Source organism: Geobacillus lituanicus, from assembly GCF_050994965.1.
Lineage (GTDB): Bacteria > Bacillota > Bacilli > Bacillales > Anoxybacillaceae > Geobacillus > Geobacillus stearothermophilus.
On sequence record NZ_CP194773.1, the window covers coordinates 918,197 to 937,167 of the forward strand.

17 protein-coding genes and 1 riboswitch are annotated in these 18,971 nt (G+C 54.7%); of the genes, 16 read left to right on the forward strand and 1 reads right to left on the reverse strand.

What is annotated here, in order from left to right; translation table 11 throughout:
• The first annotated feature begins 67 nt into the window (after positions 1 to 67).
• The 9 genes from ACR1UW_RS04640 (at position 68) to ACR1UW_RS04680 (ending at position 11,893) form a co-directional block, all read left to right on the forward strand.
• Positions 68 to 2,143 (forward strand): carbon starvation CstA family protein, encoded by a 2,076-nt coding sequence (locus ACR1UW_RS04640; protein ID WP_033011029.1) that lies wholly within the window; start codon positions 68 to 70, stop codon positions 2,141 to 2,143.
• Positions 2,136 to 2,339 carry a YbdD/YjiX family protein gene (locus ACR1UW_RS04645; RefSeq protein WP_020958757.1) on the forward strand — a complete coding sequence of 68 codons (204 nt, stop codon included), beginning with the start codon at positions 2,136 to 2,138 and terminating at the stop codon, positions 2,337 to 2,339. Before ACR1UW_RS04640 ends, ACR1UW_RS04645 begins: the two co-directional genes overlap by 8 nt.
• 119 nt (positions 2,340 to 2,458) lie before the next feature.
• Positions 2,459 to 3,388, forward strand: a complete 930-nt coding sequence (gene panE / locus ACR1UW_RS04650; protein WP_033011030.1) for a 2-dehydropantoate 2-reductase — start codon at positions 2,459 to 2,461, stop codon at positions 3,386 to 3,388.
• Between the two features lie 198 nt (positions 3,389 to 3,586).
• Complete coding sequence (locus tag ACR1UW_RS04655; RefSeq protein WP_033011032.1) at positions 3,587 to 5,254, forward strand: glycoside hydrolase family 13 protein; 1,668 nt, start codon at positions 3,587 to 3,589, stop codon at positions 5,252 to 5,254.
• 55 nt (positions 5,255 to 5,309) lie between these two features.
• Entirely contained in the window at positions 5,310 to 5,846 is a 537-nt protein-coding gene (locus ACR1UW_RS04660; protein WP_033011034.1) for a YfiT family bacillithiol transferase, read from the forward strand.
• A gap of 51 nt (positions 5,847 to 5,897) precedes the next feature.
• A complete protein-coding gene (locus ACR1UW_RS04665; protein ID WP_033011036.1) occupies positions 5,898 to 6,770 on the forward strand; it encodes a helix-turn-helix transcriptional regulator in 873 nt (290 codons plus the stop codon).
• 162 nt (positions 6,771 to 6,932) lie between these two features.
• The gene (locus ACR1UW_RS04670) at positions 6,933 to 8,687 is read left to right on the forward strand and encodes an ABC transporter ATP-binding protein (RefSeq protein ID WP_033011037.1); all 1,755 of its coding nucleotides are present in this window, start codon (positions 6,933 to 6,935) and stop codon (positions 8,685 to 8,687) included.
• 9 nt (positions 8,688 to 8,696) lie between these two features.
• A complete protein-coding gene (locus ACR1UW_RS04675; protein ID WP_033011038.1) occupies positions 8,697 to 10,517 on the forward strand; it encodes an ABC transporter ATP-binding protein in 1,821 nt (606 codons plus the stop codon).
• A gap of 170 nt (positions 10,518 to 10,687) precedes the next feature.
• Positions 10,688 to 11,893 (forward strand): MFS transporter, encoded by a 1,206-nt coding sequence (locus ACR1UW_RS04680; RefSeq protein ID WP_289643686.1) that lies wholly within the window; start codon positions 10,688 to 10,690, stop codon positions 11,891 to 11,893.
• A 23-nt stretch (positions 11,894 to 11,916) separates the two neighbouring features.
• Here ACR1UW_RS04680 and ACR1UW_RS04685 read toward each other — a convergent pair whose 3' ends face one another.
• Positions 11,917 to 13,101 (reverse strand): class I SAM-dependent rRNA methyltransferase, encoded by a 1,185-nt coding sequence (locus tag ACR1UW_RS04685; RefSeq protein WP_289643687.1) that lies wholly within the window; start codon positions 13,099 to 13,101, stop codon positions 11,917 to 11,919.
• A gap of 144 nt (positions 13,102 to 13,245) precedes the next feature.
• Positions 13,246 to 13,353, forward strand: a riboswitch (TPP riboswitch).
• Positions 13,354 to 13,455: 102 nt separating this feature from the next.
• On the opposite strand from ACR1UW_RS04685, the gene tenA reads away from it, so the two are divergent.
• Genes tenA through thiS form a run of 7 tightly spaced genes read left to right on the forward strand, consistent with a single transcriptional unit; the run spans position 13,456 to position 18,970 of the window.
• Positions 13,456 to 14,139, forward strand: a complete 684-nt coding sequence (tenA, locus tag ACR1UW_RS04690) for a thiaminase II (RefSeq protein ID WP_033011043.1) — start codon at positions 13,456 to 13,458, stop codon at positions 14,137 to 14,139.
• A 30-nt stretch (positions 14,140 to 14,169) separates the two neighbouring features.
• The gene (locus tag ACR1UW_RS04695; RefSeq protein ID WP_044745052.1) at positions 14,170 to 14,760 is read left to right on the forward strand and encodes an ECF transporter S component; all 591 of its coding nucleotides are present in this window, start codon (positions 14,170 to 14,172) and stop codon (positions 14,758 to 14,760) included.
• 12 nt (positions 14,761 to 14,772) lie between these two features.
• Complete coding sequence (locus tag ACR1UW_RS04700; RefSeq protein WP_063210556.1) at positions 14,773 to 16,227, forward strand: ABC transporter ATP-binding protein; 1,455 nt, start codon at positions 14,773 to 14,775, stop codon at positions 16,225 to 16,227.
• Positions 16,224 to 17,006, forward strand: a complete 783-nt coding sequence (locus tag ACR1UW_RS04705; protein ID WP_033011047.1) for an energy-coupling factor transporter transmembrane component T family protein — start codon at positions 16,224 to 16,226, stop codon at positions 17,004 to 17,006. Before ACR1UW_RS04700 ends, ACR1UW_RS04705 begins: the two co-directional genes overlap by 4 nt.
• A gap of 20 nt (positions 17,007 to 17,026) precedes the next feature.
• A complete protein-coding gene (gene tenI / locus ACR1UW_RS04710; protein WP_289651883.1) occupies positions 17,027 to 17,650 on the forward strand; it encodes a thiazole tautomerase TenI in 624 nt (207 codons plus the stop codon).
• Positions 17,634 to 18,770 carry a glycine oxidase ThiO gene (thiO, locus tag ACR1UW_RS04715; RefSeq protein ID WP_498934717.1) on the forward strand — a complete coding sequence of 379 codons (1,137 nt, stop codon included), beginning with the start codon at positions 17,634 to 17,636 and terminating at the stop codon, positions 18,768 to 18,770. The genes tenI and thiO overlap by 17 nt, the downstream gene beginning before the upstream one ends.
• Positions 18,767 to 18,970, forward strand: a complete 204-nt coding sequence (thiS, locus tag ACR1UW_RS04720) for a sulfur carrier protein ThiS (RefSeq protein WP_033011052.1) — start codon at positions 18,767 to 18,769, stop codon at positions 18,968 to 18,970. Before thiO ends, thiS begins: the two co-directional genes overlap by 4 nt.
• Position 18,971 lies beyond the last annotated feature (1 nt).

Consider the following 18,971-nt stretch of genomic DNA (forward strand, 5'->3'; position numbering starts at 1 on the left):
ATTTTTCAGAATAATGAATATAATAGTGACGTAAAGAATTTTGACAAATAAAAAAGGAGGAAGCCGTGTGAAGGGGCTAAAATCGATTTTGTTATGGGGCCTGATTTCCGTCCTTGGGGCCGCCGCATTCGCTGTTTTGGCGTTAAGCCGCGGCGAGTCGGTCAACGCCATGTGGCTGATCGTCGCCGCCGTCTGCACGTATGCGGTCGCCTATCGTTTTTACAGCCGGTTTATCGCCCGCAAAGTGTTTGGGCTCGATGATAACCGGAAAACGCCGGCTGAAGTGTTTAACGACGGGAAGGACTATGTCCCAACGAACAAATGGGTGTTGTTTGGACACCATTTCGCCGCCATTGCCGGCGCCGGGCCGCTTGTCGGGCCGATTTTGGCTGCGCAAATGGGCTACTTGCCGGGAACGCTTTGGATCATCATTGGCGTTGTGCTCGGCGGGGCGGTGCAAGATTTCATCATCTTATTCGCGTCAATGCGCCGCAACGGGAAATCGCTTGGCGAAATGATCAAGGAAGAAATGGGGCCGGTGACGGGCTTTATCGCAGCGCTTGGCATTTTGGGCATTATGATTATTTTATTGGCCGTTTTGGCGCTCGTTGTCGTGAAAGCGCTTGTTGGAAGCCCGTGGGGAATGTTCACGATTGCTGCTACGATCCCGATTGCGATTTTGATGGGCATTTACATGCGCTTCATCCGTCCGGGGCGCGTTGCTGAGGCGTCGCTCGGGGGATTTGTATTATTGATTTTGTCGATCGTGGCCGGGCAATACGTTGCGGAGCATCCGACGCTCTCGGCAATGTTTACGTTAAAAGGCGAAACGATCGCGATCTTGATGATTATTTACGGTTTTGTCGCCTCGGCGCTGCCGGTGTGGCTGCTGTTGGCGCCGCGCGACTATTTGAGCACATTTTTGAAAATCGGCACGATTGTTGGACTAGCACTCGGCATTTTAGTCGTTACGCCTGATTTGCAAATGCCGGCTGTAACGAAATTTGTTGATGGAACGGGACCGGTGTTTGCCGGCGACTTGTTCCCGTTCTTGTTCATTACGATCGCCTGCGGGGCGGTGTCCGGATTCCATGCGCTCGTGTCGTCCGGCACGACGCCGAAGATGATCGAGCTGGAAAGCCATTCGCGTCCGATCGGCTACGGCGCCATGCTGATGGAATCGTTCGTTGCCGTGATGGCGATGGTCGCAGCTTGCATCTTGACGCCGGGGGTGTATTTTGCCATCAACAGCCCGGCGGCGGTAATCGGGGCGGATGTGGCGCAGGCTGCCAAAGTCATATCGTCGTGGGGGTTTACGCTCACTCCTGACATGTTGACGGAGCTGGCGAAAGATGTCGGTGAACAAACGGTGTTGTCGCGCACCGGCGGGGCGCCGACGCTGGCCATCGGGATGGCGGTCATTTTGTCGAGCGTCATTGGCGGCAAGGCATTGATGGCATTCTGGTATCACTTCGCCATCTTGTTTGAAGCGCTGTTCATCTTGACGACAATTGACGCCGGCACGCGCGTCGGCCGTTTCATGATCCAAGACATTATGGGCACGTTCTACAAGCCGCTCGGCAAAACGGATTCGCTCGTATCCAACTTGATTGCGACGACGCTTTGCGTCTCAGCTTGGGGCTACTTCTTGTATCAAGGGGTTGTCGATCCGCTCGGCGGCATTAACACGTTATGGCCATTGTTTGGCATCGCCAACCAAATGCTCGCCGGCATCGCCTTATTGTTTGCGACAACGGTCTTGTTTAAAATGGGCAAAAAGGCGTACGTTTGGGTCACGCTCGTGCCGACGACATGGCTTTTGGTCGTCACGTTGACGGCGGGATACCAAAAGCTGTTCCACGAAAACGTCAAAATCGGTTTCTTGTCGCATGCGAAAATGTTCCAAGACAGCCTGAGCCAAGGGAAAATTTTAGCGCCGGCCGCGAATGAGGCGCAAATGCGGCAAATTATTATAAACGACTACATTGATGCCACATTGTGCGCGATTTTCATGCTTGTGGTGATCGCAATGCTTATTTCCGCATTGAACATCTGGATCAAAGTGCTGCAAAACAAACATGTGCCGCTCAAAGAAGCGCCGTACGTGCCGCGCGATGGAGAAGGAGCGAAGCATTATGCCTAAATGGCTGCAAACCGTTTTGGCTTACCGCCGGCAGTTTCTCGACTTGCTTGTCGGCGTGCCAAACTATGAAAAATATGTCGAGCATATGAAAACCCATCATCCGGGCGAGCCGATCAAGTCGCGGAAAGAGTTTTTCTGCGAAGCGCAAGAGGCGCGCTATAACGCCAAAGGCGGCAAAGTATCGCGCTGCTGCTAGGAGTGGGAGGGAAGGAGGGGGTGCCCCTTCTTCCTTTTTTTCTTCAACGTCCGCATCGGGGAGATGCCCATTCAAGCTGGGACTGGGCAATAAACACGCGGGAAAAGGGGGATACATACATGCGCATTCTTGTAGTGGGAGCAGGGGCGGTTGGCGGCTATTTCGGCGGACGCCTGCTTGAAAAAGGCGTCGATGTGACATTTCTCGTCCGTGAGCGGAGAAAGCGGGAGCTTGAGGAGCGCGGGCTTGTCATCCGCAGCGTCCACGGCGATGCAGTGCTCGCGCCGAAACTGATCGCGTCCGGTGAACGGACGGAGCCGTTCGATCTTGTCGTGTTTTCAAACAAGGCGTATCACTTGGCGGGCGCCATCGCTGATGCCAAACCGTACGTCGGTGAGACAACGATGATTTTGCCGCTGTTAAACGGCATGGCCCATATGGATGTGTTGCGGGAGTCATTTGGCGATGACAAGGTGTTGGGAGGCCTTTGTTTCATCGAAACGACGTTAAACGAAAAAGGGGAAATCGTCCAAACAAGTCCGGCGCATGAAGTTCGTTTCGGCGAGTGGTCCGGCGAACGGACGGAGCGGGTTGAAGCGTTGGAATCGCTGTTTGCCGGCGCCAATGCCCGTTTCCGGCTGAGCGAACGGATCGTTTCGGACATGTGGAACAAGTATTTGTTTATTGCAACAATGTCAGGAGTGACGACGTTGTTTCGCGCTCCGATCGGGCCGATTCGTTCCGGCGAGTACGGGGGCGCCATCATCAGCCGGTTGCTTGGGGAAATCAAAATGATTATGCAAGCGCACGGCGCGCCGCTCACTGAGGAGATGGCCGAACGACAGCGCGTTCAGCTCGAACAGATCGCCCCGACGATGAAGTCATCGATGCAGCGTGATATGGAAAAAGGGCTGCCGATTGAAGCCGATCATTTGCAAGGGTATTTGCTGGAGCTAGCGAAACAGTATGACATCCACGCCCCGATGCTTGAAACCGTCTATCATAACTTGAAAATTTACGAAGCGGGCCGCACCGCTAATGAACGTTGATTATCGTTCGAATCGGCCGTTTGCCAGCATGTCGATCGTCTGGCAAACGGCTGTTGCTTTACGGGCGGCGAGTGAAAACAACAGCCTAAAAATATTCATCAATCATTTTTTCGCTAGTCTTGAAAAAGAGAGTTGTATATTGCCGTCATGTAGTGTACAGTGGATAGTGAAAACGTGTGCACAAAGGGGGAGGCAGCCTTGAAAAAAACATGGTGGAAAGAGGGCGTCGCCTATCAAATTTATCCGCGCAGCTTTATGGATGCCAACGGCGACGGCATCGGCGATCTTCGCGGCATCATCGAAAAGCTGGATTATTTGGTGGAGCTTGGAGTCGACATCGTTTGGATTTGTCCAATTTACCGGTCGCCGAACGCCGATAACGGATATGACATCAGCGATTATTATGCCATTATGGATGAGTTTGGAACGATGGATGACTTCGATGAATTGCTTGCCCAAGCCCATCGGCGCGGGTTGAAAGTCATTTTGGATTTGGTCATCAACCATACGAGTGATGAGCATCCGTGGTTTATCGAATCGCGGTCATCGCGCGACAATCCGAAGCGCGACTGGTACATTTGGCGCGACGGCAAAGACGGGCGCGAACCGAACAACTGGGAAAGCATTTTCGGCGGCTCGGCGTGGCAGTATGACGAGCGGACGGGTCAATATTATCTGCATATTTTTGATGTCAAACAGCCCGACTTGAACTGGGAAAACAGTGAGGTGCGCCAGGCGCTTTATGAGATGGTCAACTGGTGGCTGGATAAAGGTATCGACGGCTTTCGCATCGACGCGATCTCCCACATTAAGAAAAAGCCGGGTCTTCCCGATTTGCCAAACCCGAAGGGGCTGAAGTATGTACCGTCGTTTGCCGGGCATATGAACCAGCCTGGCATTATGGAATATTTAAGAGAGTTGAAAGAGCAAACGTTTGCGCGATATGACATTATGACGGTCGGCGAGGCGAACGGAGTAACGGTTGATGAGGCCGAACAATGGGTCGGGGAAGAAAACGGCGTGTTCAATATGATTTTTCAGTTTGAGCATCTAGGGCTATGGGAAAGGCGTGCGGATGGTTCCATCGATGTCCGTCGCCTAAAGCGGACGTTGACGAAATGGCAAAAAGGGCTTGAAAACCGCGGGTGGAATGCGTTGTTTTTGGAAAACCACGATTTGCCCCGCTCCGTTTCGACGTGGGGCAATGACCGCGACTATTGGGCGGAAAGCGCCAAGGCGCTCGGCGCGCTTTACTTTTTTATGCAAGGGACGCCGTTCATTTATCAGGGGCAAGAGATCGGGATGACGAACGTGCGGTTCGATGACATCCGTGATTATCGTGATGTGTCCGCTCTTCGCCTGTATGAACTCGAACGGGCGAAGGGGCGGACCCATGAGGAAGCGATGACGATCATTTGGAAAACCGGGCGCGACAACTCGCGCACCCCGATGCAATGGTCTGGTGCCTCAAACGCTGGATTCACGACAGGTACGCCATGGATCAAGGTGAACGAAAACTATCGTACGATCAATGTCGAGGCCGAGCGGCGCGATCCGAACTCGGTATGGTCGTTTTATCGACAAATGATTCAGCTTCGGAAAGCGAACGAGCTGTTTGTTTACGGAACGTACGATCTGCTTTTGGAAAACCACCCATCCATTTACGCGTACACAAGAACGCTCGGACGTGATCGCGCGCTTGTAGTCGTCAACTTGTCGGACCGCCCGTCACTTTACCGCTATGACGGCTTCCGCCTTCAGTCAAGCGATTTGGCGCTCTCGAACTACCCGGTCCGTCCGCATAAAAATGCGACGCGTTTTAAGCTGAAACCGTACGAGGCGCGCGTATACATCTGGAAAGAATAAGAAGGAATTTGCCTTTCTGTGTGGAATGAATGAATACGGAAGGGAGATGATCAACATGGGGACGGTCGATCCGATTCGCTACCCGATCGGAACGTTTCAAGCGCCGGCGCAGTTCCGGACGGAAGACGTGCAGCAGTGGATTGCCGATGTCCGCCGGCTGCCTGACGCGGTGCGGGCTGCTGTCGCCGATTTAAACGATGAGCAATTGAATACGCCATATCGCGACGGCGGCTGGACGGTGGCCCAAGTTGTCCACCATTTGGCCGATGCCAGCATGAACGCGTTTTTGCGCACGAAATGGGGATTGACGGAAGAGGCGCCGGCTGTTAAACCGTTTATCGAAAGCGAATGGGCCAAAACGGCTGATGCCCGCACATTGTCGATCGAATCGTCGCTTTTATTGCTTGACGGGCTGCATGCACGGTGGGCGACGCTGCTTGAGTCAATGACAGAAGCGGATTTTCATCGCCTTGTCCAGCCGGAAGGAGCGTTGCAGCCGATGCCGCTGTACGTATTGACCGCGCTGTATACATGGCACGGGAAGCACCATACCGCGCAAATTACATCATTGCGGGAACGGAAAGGATGGTAAAAAAGCCGCCAATTTGGCGGCTTTTTTACTCAGAAAGGGGGAAAGGAACGCATGCTGGAACTATTCGCCCCGCCGCTTCCGACATTTGTGGCTGGCGGGGAAATGACGTATCGGCCTGGACAATGTCATCCAGACCGGCGTGATATCGGTGTGTTTGATTTGCTTATCGTTATGTCAGGGCGCTTGTGTCTTGGCGAACAAGCGCAGCCATACGAAGTGGCAGCGGGGCAGTTTCTCTTTCTATATCCTGCCGGCCGCCATTATCCGACGCGCCCCTGCACGGAAGACACCCGCTTTTATTGGTTTCATTTTTTGGCGCCTGGCGGCTGGCAGCACATAGACGGGGGGGCGGAAAGAAAAAACGGGAGGGTGAAGCGGCGTCATTTGTTCGCTGAACAGCCGTTTTCGATTTACTTGCCGAAATATGGGGACGTACCGAATATCGAAGCGGTCGGCCGTCTTTGTGAGCAGCTTGTTCGCTCAATGGGAGAGACGGCGTTTTTTGCCGAATGGCGGCGCCATTTGGTTTTTCAGCAGCTGTTGCAGGAGCTATGCGCCGACCGGGCGGCTGAACCCCCTTCCCACGCCGCGGCGGTGGCTGCCGAGGCAGCAGCGTTTTTGCGAAAAAACTATCACCGGACCATTCGCTATCGCGACCTTGGCGAGGCGCTTCGCTTCCATCCGAATCATATCGCGCGCTGTATGCGGATGGTGTACGATTGCACGCCGATGGAATATTTGCAAAAGGTGAGGCTTGAGCAGGCGCGGCTTTTGCTTGTATCCAGCGATTTGACGGTTGAGCAGGTCGCGGAGCGGTGCGGATTTTCCCAGCTCGCCTATTTCAGCCGTATATTCAAGCGGCGGGAAGGAATGAGCCCGACCGAATTTCGCCGCCGCTTTACAAAAGATGGAATGTTACGATAATACAAATTCTTGTTTCGATTCCATCTATTTGTTTCGGGAATCGAAGAGTAAAATGGGGAAAGTAAATAGTTGCCCTGTTTGGAGGGGAGACGATGTGAGCGAACATTCGCCCGCAGAGTGAAAAAGCGGATGGGAAGGCAACCGGCAAGGGGAGGGGAGAGAATGTCCGTTTTCCGAAAATTAAAACCCTTTTACTTTCCGTATAAACATGACTTTATTTGGTCGTTGCTCTTGTTGCTCGTTGTTACAGGCATCACCGTGATTTATCCGATCATTTTGCAGCAGACGATCGACCGCGTCGTTTTAGGCGGCCAATATAGGCTCGTTCCGTGGATGGCGGCTGGGTTTGTCGTCATGATGGCGTTCAAGGCGTGGGCGGCGTTTGCACAGCATTATTTGGCGGATCTGTTCGGCATCAAGTCGGTGCGCGCTTTGCGCGATGCGCTGTATGAGAAACTGCAGCGCTTGCCGTTTCGTTATTACGATAACGCGAAAACAGGCGATTTAATGTCGCGTCTGACATCAGATGTGGAAGGGTTGCGCTTTTTTCTGGCATTCGGCTGTTCGGAAGCGCTTCGCTTTCTCATCATGGTCGGCGCCAGCCTGATCGTCATGCTATGCTATTCGCCGCGGCTGACGATGGTGACAGTGGCGGCGCTGCCGTTTTTGGCCGTCGCCGTCTATCGTTTTGACCGCCGGGTGCATCCGGCGTTTCGCAGCATTCGCCGGTCGTTTGCCGCTCTCAATACGAAAGTGCAAGAAAACATTAGCGGCATCCGGACGGTCAAGGCGCTCGCCAAAGAGAGGACGGAGCAGGAGCGATTTGATGACCGAAACGGCGCACTGCGCCAAAGCCAGCTTGACACTTCGCGCGTTTGGGCAAACTATTTTCCGCTTATGGAGGCGATCGGGAATATATGCGTCGTGTTGCTTCTGGCGTATGGCGGGCATTTGGTGATGGCGAATGAGCTGCGCCCAGGCGAGCTTGTCGCCTTCTACAGCTTAACATGGTATATGCTCGGCCCGATTATGCAGCTTGGGTTTACGATCAACATGTTTTCGCAGGCCAAGGCGTCGGGAGAACGGCTGTTGGAGATTTTGGAAGAAAAGGAAACAATCAACGACAGCCAGGCGGACGATTCCCTCACTGCCATTCGCGGCGAACTCGAATTTCGCAACGTGACGCTTCGCTATCGGGATGAATCGGCACCGGCGTTGCAGGACATTTCGTTTTATGCCCATCCAGGCAAAACGGTCGGGCTGATAGGGGCGACCGGGTCGGGAAAATCTAGTTTGACGCAGTTGATCCCCCGCTTTTACGAACGGAGCGCAGGAGACATTCTCATTGATGGGAGGCCGATCGAACAATATCCGCTTCGCGTGCTGCGGGCCGCCGTCGGCGTCGTCATGCAGGAAACGTTTTTGTTTTCCTCGACGGTGAAGGCGAACATTGCCTACGGGCGGCCGGAGGCGACGATGGAGGAAATTGTCGCGGCGGCGAAGCGGGCTGGGGCGCATGAATTCATTATGGAGCTGCCGGACGGGTACGAAACAGTGCTTGGCGAACGCGGCCTCGGCCTTTCCGGGGGACAGCGGCAACGGATTGCGATTGCCCGCGCCCTTTGCCAAAACCCGAGCATCCTGATTTTAGACGATGCGACGAGCGCAGTGGATATGGAAACGGAACGGCGCATTCAAGCGGCGCTTCGGGAAGCGATGAAGGGAAAAACAACGTTCATTATCGCCCACCGCATTTTGTCGCTGAAACATGCCGATGAAATTCTTGTGCTTGATGGCGGCAAAATTGCCGAACGGGGGACGCATGAGGAACTATTGCGGCACAACGGCATATATCGGCGCATTTACGATATTCAATACCGGGATCAACAGGCGGTATTGCATGAAGCGGCAAGGTAGGTGGATCGGATGAATAGGGCAGAACGACAGAAACTGGTGGCCGAACGGTTCCATTATCCGCAAGATGTGGCGATCGACAAGCCGTTCAACTGGCAGCAAATGTGGCGCTTGCTTGGCTATTTGCGGCCGTATGTCCGCAATTTGCTGCCGCTTTCATGTTTAGCGGTGATGACCGCAACGGCAGTGCGGCTCGTGCTGCCGATTTTCATCGGCGTCTATATGTTTGACCGGGCCATTAGTGAAAGAAATGAGGCGCTGTTTGCAAAGCTCATTGCCTTGATCGCCGGATTGTACATCCTTTTGTATATCGCCAACATGATGCGCATTCGTTGGATGAATATGCTCGGGCAAAACGTCATTTACGATCTGCGCCGCCATTTGTTTTCCCATGTGCAGACGTTGTCGCATCGCTTTTTTGACCAGCGTTCGGCCGGATCGATTTTAGTGCGCATTATGAACGATACAACGTCGCTGCAAGACTTGTTTACAAACGGGGTTGTCAATTTATTGACGGATGTGCTGCTGCTTGTCGGCATTGTGACGATTTTGTTTTCGCTCAATGTACCGCTTACGCTTGCTGTGATGGTCATTTTGCCGTTGATGTTTTTCATTTCGACAAACTTGCGCAAGCGCATCCGCGCCTCATGGCAACGCGTGCGCATCAAACAATCAAAGCTGAATTCTCATTTGAATGAAAGTTTGCAAGGAATGAAGGTGACGCAATCGTTCGTCCAAGAGACGGAAAACAGCGTTTACTTTCGCGGCGTCAATGAGGAAAACTTCTCGACTTGGAAAGAGGCAGTAAAGAAAAACGCCATGTTCAGCCCGTTCGTTGACATGACGATGGCGTTTGGGACGGCGATTTTAATTTGGTACGGCGCCGTGCTTATTGAGCGCGGCGACTGCACGATCGGCGAGTTTGTGTCGTTTTCCTTTTATTTAGGGATGTTTTGGGAGCCGATTTCCCGGCTTGGGCAAGTGTACAACCAAATTTTGATGGGGATGGCATCATCCGAGCGCATTTTTGAGTTTTTGGATGAACGGCCGCTCGTGAGCGAAGCGGAAGATGCCGTGCATCTTCCCGCCATGCGAGGCCGCATCGACTTTGAACAAGTGGAATTTTCGTATGACGGAAACCGGAAGGCGCTTGATGGCGTGTCGCTGACGATTCAACCAGGCGAGACCGTCGCGTTAGTCGGCCATACCGGGTCGGGAAAAACGACGATTGCCAATTTGATCGCCCGTTTTTATGACGCAACGGGCGGCATCGTCAAGGTGGACGGTTATCCGATTGGAAAAATTTCCCTTCCCAGCCTGCGGTCGCAAGTGAGCATCGTGCTGCAAGAGACGTTCATTTTTTCGGGAACGATCATGGAAAACATTCGCTTTGGCCGGCCGGAGGCGAGCGATGACGACGTGGTGGCTGCAGCGAAAGCCGTTGGCGCTCACGAATGGATTAGGAAGCTGCCCCGCGGTTACGAAACGGAGGTAGAAGAGCGCGGCAGCGTGCTTTCGGTCGGAGAGCGGCAGTTGCTGTCATTCGCCCGCACGCTGTTGGCCGATCCGAAAATTTTAATTTTGGACGAGGCGACGGCCAGCATCGATACCGAAACGGAGCTTGTCATCCAACGGGCATTGAAAACGCTGCTCAGCGGGCGGACAGCTATTATCATCGCTCACCGGTTGTCGACGATCCGTGACGCCGATCATATCATCGTCCTCGACCACGGTCGCATCGTCGAGCAAGGGGCGCACGAGGAGCTGATGAGGCGGCGCGGCGCTTACTACGAGTTGGTCAAGGCGCAATTCCAGGCGTTTGGCGCCCAATGAGAAGGATGTGGGCGGCCGCCCGCTTGCCGCTGTTGAGAGGAGCCGCCTTTGCGCGGCTTTTTTTGAAAAAACGTGCTGGAAAAACATTTTCGTTAAACGAAAGCATACAGTTATGTTATACTGACAAATATTAAGGGGCACGAAATACATATCGTACAAGGGGGATCGGTATGAATGCGCAACAAAGGCAAGTTGTTGCGGAACAAAAAGAAAAAATTTGGACGCGCAATTTTATTTTGATTTGCTTAGCCAACTTTTTCATTTTTCTTGGATTTCAAATGACGCTGCCGACACTGCCGCTGTTTGTCGAACACTTAGGCGGCAACGACCAGCTCATCGGCCTTGTCGTCGGGATTTTCACTTTTTCCGCACTTCTCGTCCGTCCGTTTGCCGGCCATGCGCTTGAGACGCGGGGACGGCGGTTTGTTTTTTTGCTTGGGCTGCTCATTTTTGTCATTTCGGTCGGTTCGTACAGTGTCATCACCAGCATGCTTCTTCTCTTTTTGATGCGCGTCGTCCAAGGAATTGGCTGGGGGTTTTCGACAACGGCGTCCGGCACAGTGGCGACGGACATCATTCCGGCCAGCCGCCGCGGGGAGGGAATGGGTTATTACGGATTGTCAGGAAACATCGCCCTCGCTTTCGGTCCGTCGCTTGGGCTTGTGCTGGCGTCTGCCATTCCGTTCAGCCATTTGTTTCTGATTTGCGCTCTGCTTGGCGTTGCTTCCGTATTGTTTGCGGCGGCCATCACCTATAAAAAAGTGGAGGGAAGGCCGCGCTATGAGACGAACAAGTGGGACCTTTACGAAAAAACGGCGCTCGTTCCGTCCGTGCTTCTCTTCTTTTTAACGGTGACGTTCGGCGGCATTGCTTCGTTTTTGCCGCTGTATACGGCGCAAAAAGGGATCGGCGGTTTGCAGCTGTATTTTTTGCTTTATGCGCTCGCCCTGATGGTGACGCGCACGTTCGCCGGCCAGCTGTATGACCGGAAAGGTCATCGGGCTGTCTTTCTTCCCGGCGCTGGGCTCATTTTGCTTGCGATGCTTATGCTCGCCTGGCTGCCGGGGGAATGGGCGTTATTGGCTGCGGCAGTGCTGTACGGTTTTGGGTTTGGCATGGTGCAGCCAGGGCTGCAGGCGTGGTCGGTGGAGCGGGCGCCTGTTCACCGGAAAGGGATGGCGAACGCGACGTTTTTCTCGTTTTTTGATTTAGGCGTCGGCATCGGAGCCATCGTCTTTGGGCAAATCAGCCATTGGTTCGGCTACCCGAGCATTTATCTAGCTGCCGCCGGTTCGGTGTTTGTTTCCATGCTCGTTTACTTGAGCGTGCTGCGCAAAGAACAACCTCTTCATCCGCGGCAAGAAAGAAACGCTTAAGGTTTGTCCTTAAGCGTTTTTCTTTAGCGCCGCGAGTGCACTTCGTAGATGGTAAATTTTAAATAGTCGCCTTCATCGGCGGCAAGCAGTTTCGGGTGGTCATAGCCGGCGCCGTTCCAGTACACTTGGCGAAGCACTTTTTTGGCGTCAAACGCTGCATCGGCGATCATCTCTTGGAACATGTGCGGGCGAACATGGTACGAACAGCTCGACGTGACGAAAAAGCCGCCGTCTTTGACGAGCTTTAATCCGTTTAAGTTAATGTCTTTATAGCCGCGCAGCGCTTTCGGGACCGCATGGGCTGATTTGGCGAACGCCGGCGGGTCGATGATGACGACATCCCACTGTTTGCCGGCTCGCACCGCTTCGCGCAAGTAATCGAATGCGTTGGCGACGACAAATTCTACATTTGTGAATCCGTTTAAGGCCGCATTTCGTTTTGCCGTCTCAATTGCATGCTCGGAAATGTCGACGGCGGTGGCATGCTTCGCTCCGTACAGGCAGGCGTTCAGCATAAATGAGCCGGTATGGGTGAAACAATCAAGCACCGTCGTCTCCGGGCCGATGAGCGGGCGGAGGGCGGCGCGGTTTTGCCGCTGGTCGAAGAAAAAGCCGGTTTTTTGCCCGTTTTCAATGTCGACAATGTATTTCACGCCGTTCTCCTCGATTTCCATCTCCGTCTCCGCTTCCCCGTACCAAAACCCTTTTTCCTGTTTGAGACCCTCAAGCTCCCGCACGGACACATCGTTGCGCAAATAAATGGCCCTTGGAGCGAACACGTCAAGCAAGCCGCGCAAAATCCACTCTTTGTGCACTTCCATCCCGAGCGCCAAAATTTGCACCACAAGCACGTCCTCATATTTATCGACGATGAGCCCCGGCAGAAAATCGGCCTCGCCGTAGACGGCGCGGCATGAACGGACGCCCGGGAGCATCCGTTCGCGATACGCCCAGGCGCGGCGGATGCGGTCGATGAAAAAGCGCTCATCGAGCTCGTCATCCGGGTTTTGCGTCAACACCCGGACGATGATTTGCGAGGCTGGATTGATGTAGCCTTTCGCCAACCAGTACCCTTGATGGTTATAGACATCGACAAAATCTCCCGGTGTGATGTCACCCTCGATACGGTCGACTTCGCTCTGAAAAATCCACGGATGGCCTTGTTCGAGCCGTTTTTTTCGCTGCCGCTTCAAGATCACTTTCGCCATCAGTTCCAACTCCCATCCGGTAATCAATCGTTGCGCTTTTATCATAGCGAATTGCGGAGCGCGGCGCAATGACAGCCGGAAAAAAAGGTTGACAACCGATGCGGCCGTGATATGATAAATGTAAAGAAAATTTCATCACGATCAGACATCCACTAGGGGGGCCTGTAAACAGGCTGAGATCAAAGTGTGACTTTGAGACCCTTAGCACCTGATCTGGGTAATGCCAGCGTAGGGAAGTGGAGGAGCTGCAGGCCGGCTTTGGCCGCATTGGAAAATCTGTATGCTCGCGCCGCTTTCTTTACGCGAATCGGTAAAGAAGGCGGCGCTTTTATTTTGGAAAAAGGGGGAATACGAATGTCGTTTGCAAGGCGCGTGCGCCAGGCGGCTGATCCGATCTGGCAGGCGAGTTTCCGTCACCCGTTTGTCAAAGAGCTTGGCGAAGGAACGTTGGATCGCGCAAAATTCCGCTATTATGTCATGCAAGATGCGTACTATTTGCGCCATTTTGCCCGCGTTCAGGCGATCGGGGCGGCGAAATCGCCGGATTTGGCGACGACGGCCCGGTTGGCGCACCATGCCCAAAGCACATGCGAAGCGGAATTGTCGCTTCATGAAACGTTTGCCGGACTGCTTGGCATCACCGAAGAGGAACGGGCTGCGTTCATGCCGGCGCCGACGGCTTACGCGTATACATCGCATATGTACCGGGCGGCGTATGAAGGGCATTTGGGCGATGTCATTGCCGCGATTTTGCCGTGCTATTGGCTGTATTACGAAATCGGTGAGCGGCTGAAAACGTGCCGGCCGAACGATCCGATTTATGAAAAGTGGATCAGTACATACAGCTCCGATTGGTTTCGCTCGCTTGTTGAGGAGCAGATCGACCGGCTTGACGCCATTGCCGCTGCCGTGACTGAGGAGGATCGGCGCCGGATGGAACAGCATTTTTTGATCAGCAGCGACTATGAGTATCAGTTTTGGGAGATGGCGTACCGACTGGAGCGGTGGCCATCGGCCGAGCTCGTGAAGAGCCGGTGAAACGGCGACAACACGAAAGGAAGAGTTTTCATGGGAACAACATCGAAAGGGTTGAAACTGGCCGATATTTTAACGACGATTGTGATTGCCGTTGTGTTCGGCGTCATTTACAAAGTGTGGGGGCCGTTGTATGAAGTGGTGAAAGTATTCGGGTTTCATGCCGATCAACTGATTTATGGCATGTGGTTTATCGCGTCGTCGCTTGCGTATTTGCTCATTCGCAAACCGGGGGTGGCGCTGCTTGCCGAGATCGCGGCTTCATCGGGCGAGTTGGTGATGGGGTCGCAGTGGGGGCTTGAGGTGTTGATTTATGGGGTTGTACAAGGGCTGTTTGCCGAGCTTGTCTTTGCGGCGTTCCGCTATCGGCGGTTTGACGTGTTTGTCGTGTCGCTCAGCGCCGTCGGCGCGACGGTCGGTTCGCTGATCATGGACTTTTACAAAGGATATATCGAGGCGCTCGCCCCGTGGAACATGGCGCTCTTTTTGCTGGCGCGTTTTGTCGGCGCCGTTCTTATCTCCGGCGTGTTCGCCGTTTCGCTGGCCAAGGCGCTTGAGAAAACCGGGGTGACGCAAATGTGGCGGCCGGCTTCCAAAGAGGACTACGATGCGCTGAACCGGTAAGGGGAATGACCGATGAAGCAAGCCATTGTCATCGAACAGCTGCGCCTGAAGTTTCCCGGGCATAGCGACTTATTGTTCCGCGATTTGTCGCTGTCCGTTGCTGCCGGGGAGAAAGTGCTTCTCCTCGGCCCGTCTGGATGCGGCAAGTCGACGCTTTTGCAAGTGATGGCCGGCATCATTCCCCACTCGATCGACGTGCCGATGAAAGCCGGGCGCCTTGAGCGGCCGGAACGATGGGGATATGTGTTTCAAGATCCGGATACGCAGTTTTGCATGCCGTATGCCGATGAGGAAATCGCGTTTGCCCTCGAAAATCGAAGTGTGCCGCGCCGCGAGATGCCCGCCCGCATCCGCTTGCTGTTGGACCAAGTCGGGTTGGCGATCGAACCGCACACCGACATTCATACGCTTTCCGGCGGGATGAAGCAGCGGTTGGCGCTCGCTTCTGTTCTTGCGCTTGAGCCGGATGTTTTGTTTTTGGATGAGCCGACGGCTTTGCTCGATGAGGAAGGGACGAAAGCCGTATGGCAGGCGGTGCGGGATGTGAGCCGGGACAAAACGGTCGTCATCGTCGAGCATAAAATCAGCCATGTTCTTGACTTCGTCGACCGGATTGTGTTGCTTGGCAGCGACGGGTGCATCATCGCCGATGGAGGAGCGAGGGAAGTATTTTCCCGATATAAGGACGTCATGACGGCGGAAGGCATTTGGCACCCGGACGTTTGGGAGGAATGCGGACCGATCGTGCGCCGGGAGGAAAGGCAGGAAGGCGAGGAGCTGATCCGCCTTCACCGTTTCCGCGGCTTTCGCGGCCGGGAGGTGAAAATCAGCGTACCGGAGGCGGTTGTGCGGGCGGGAGAATGGATCGCCGTCACCGGCCGAAACGGCGCGGGCAAAAGCACGCTTTTGCATGGGTTGATGCAACTGATTCGCACCGAAGGCGAATATACATTGTTCGGGGAGGATATCGAGCTCCGGCAGCCGCTTTACCGCCATATCGCGTTCGTGTTTCAAAATCCCGAATTTCAATTTGTCACCCATACTGTGCGCGATGAACTGGCGTATTCGCTGCGGCTTGAGGGGCGGCCTGAAGAGGAAATCAATGAGACGGTCACCCGCCTGCTCAGCGCGTTTGGCCTTGACGGAAAGGAAGAAGTGCATCCGTACCAGCTGTCAGTCGGGCAAAAACGGCGGTTGAGCGTGGCTGCTTCGATCGTCGCCGGCCAACGCCTCTTTTTGCTTGATGAGCCGACATTTGGACAGGATGCGAAAAACACGTTTGCGTTGTTGGCGATGTTGGAGTCATACCGCAGGCAAGGGGCGGCGATCATCATGGTCACCCACGACGAACAAATTGTCCGTCGTTTTGCGACGAGACGATGGGTGGTGGAAGACGGAGCGCTTGTTCGCGATGAGCGCCTCGCTGCTGTGGAGCCTGTATTGGCTGAAGGAGGAACATGGCGATGAACTGGGACATTCAGCGCCGTGAGACATGGCTTTATGAAGCGAACCCGAGTTTGAAGCTCATTGTGCTCGTCATGCTCTTTTTTGCGGTGTTGTTCATTCATAACCCGAACGTGCTCATCAATTTGTCGCTCGCCCTGTTCGTTTTGTTTTGCTTCGGCACCGGGTATCCAGCAAAGCTGCTTGTTTGGCTGTTTTTGCCGTTTTTCCTGATCTTTGTTTCCACTGCTTCATCGATGATGATGTTTGGCGAAGGGACGACAACGTGGTTTCGCTGGGGGCTCATCCACGTAACAGCGGAAAGCTTTTGGCGCGGCATGCATCTCGGATTTCGCGCCTTGGCGCTCGGGCTGTTAGGCTTGATTTTTTCCTTGACGACTCGGCCGGTGCAGCTGTTTTATTCGCTCATGCAGCAATTGAAGCTGAAACCGAAGTATGCGTACAGTTTTTTGGCGGCGGTCCGCCTGCTGCCGATCATGATTGAGGAGTTTCAAACGGTCCGGTATGCGCTGAGAGTGCGCGGCGTGCCAAACCGCGGCGGCCTTGGCAAAGTGAAGCGTTATGCCATCCCACTTTTGGCACAAAGCATCCGCCGCGCCCAGCGCATCGCCGTGGCGATGGAGGCGAAACAATTTTCCAACAGCGGCCAGCGTACGTTTTATTATGAAATCAAGTTTGGCAAATGCGATATTTGGTTTGTCGTCTTGACCGTTGCGTTGTTGGTTGCCGCTTATTATGCGGGCGTCCATTACCCGTATATTTCAGTCCATGATGTACGGTAGGCAGAAAGAAAGGGATTGTGATGGGGGCTCTTCACTTCATTTCCACCGGGCGGCAAACAGCCGACGAATTCGCGGCCATTTGTGCGCGTATCCATCCGTATGCGGATGCCATTCACATTCGCGAGAAAGAAAAAACGGCGCGCGAAGTGGCCGAGTTTGTCACCGCGCTGCTTTACGCCGGGGTGCCGCCGCAAAAAATCATCGTCAATGACCGTGTTGACGTCGCGGCCGTCTACGGTGTCGGCGGGGTGCAGATCGCGTATCACAGCTTGCCGGTGCGCGCCGTCCGCCGTTCGTTTCCGGACTTGACAGTCGGCTGTTCCGTGCACAGCCTGACGGAGGCGAAGCAGGCGGAAGAGGACGGCGCTCACTTTTGCCTGTACGGCCATATGTTTCCGACTGCCAGCAAGCCTGGATTGCCGCCGCGCAGCATCGATTCGTTGCGGGAGATGGCCGCGTCCGTCTGCATCCCGGTTATTGCGATCGGCGGCATTCATGCCGGCAACGCCTGCCGGGTGATGGAGGCCGGTGCCGCGGGAGTGGCGGTGTTATCGGCTGTCTTTTTAGCGCCTGATCCGGTTGTGGAAGCAAGACGTTTGGCGCAAATCGTGAGAGGGGAGAGGAAAAATGGGGGCACATTATGATGTCGTCGTTGTCGGCGGCGGGGTGATCGGGGCGGCGACAGCTTTTGAGCTCGCCAAACGGCGGCACCGCGTGGCGATTTTCGAAAAAGGAACAATGGCCGGCGAAGCGTCAAGCGCGGCGGCCGGTATGCTGGGGGCGCAATCGGAGTTCGCCGCGCCGAGTCCGCTCATCCCGCTCGCCCTGCAAAGCCGGGCGCTCATGCCGGCGCTCGCTGCGGAATTGCGGGAGAGAACCGGTATTGACATCGGACTTGTCGAAAAAGGGATGCTCAAAGTTGCGACGAATGCGGAAGAAGCGGAGGAGTTGCACCGCCATTATACATTTTGGAAGGAAATGGGTGAGATAGTTCACTGGCTGGCGGCAGAAGAAGCGCTTAAGCTGGAGCCGCGTCTTGCGGGCGAGGCGCTGGCCGGCGCCATGTACATTCCCGGAGACGGGCAAGTGAGCGCCCCGGATTTGGCTGCCGCTCTTGTTTCAGCCGCCGTCTCCGCCGGTGCGCATTTGTATGAGCATACGGAAGTGTTTGACATTCGTTCGGATGCCGGCGGGCATACCGTGGAAACAGCGAGCGGAACGTTCGCCGCTGCCGCTGTCGTGATCGCCTCGGGCGCCTGGGCGGCGCGTCTGGGGGCCGCGCTCGGGCTGCCGCTTTTTGTATTCCCGGTCAAGGGGGAATGCATCATGGTGCGTACGCCAACCCCGCTCGTGCAAATGACGGTGTTTGCGAAAAATGGCTGTTACATCGTGCCGAAGCGCGGCAACCGGCTGCTGATCGGTGCGACGTCCACGCCGGGGACGTACGACCGGCGCGTGTCAATCGCAGGGGTGATGAGCCTGCTTCGCCGTGCCGCCCGTCTGCTTCCAGATGTCGAACAGGCAGAATGGGTGAAGGCATGGAGCAGCATCCGACCGCAAACGAAAGACGGTTTGCCCTATATCGGCGAGCATCCAAAGCGGCGCGGGATATTTGTCGCTGCCGGCCATTACCGGAACGGCATTTTGCTTAGCCCGCTCACCGGCCGGCTGCTTGCCGACCTAGTAGAGCGGAAAGAGCCGGCGTTTGACTTGTCACCGTTTTCATTAACGCGTCACGCGGAAGAAAAGGTGGGGGTTGAATGAATTTAGTCATTAATGGCGAGAACGTTGCAGTGCCGGACGAAGTGAAAACGGTCAGCGATTTGCTCGCCCATTTTCGACTTGATCAAAAGCTGGCCATTGTCGAAGTCAATGTTCGCATTATTCAAAAGCATGAATACGCGGTGACGGCGTTGGCGGACGGCGACCGCGTCGAAATTGTTCATTTTGTAGGAGGCGGTTGAA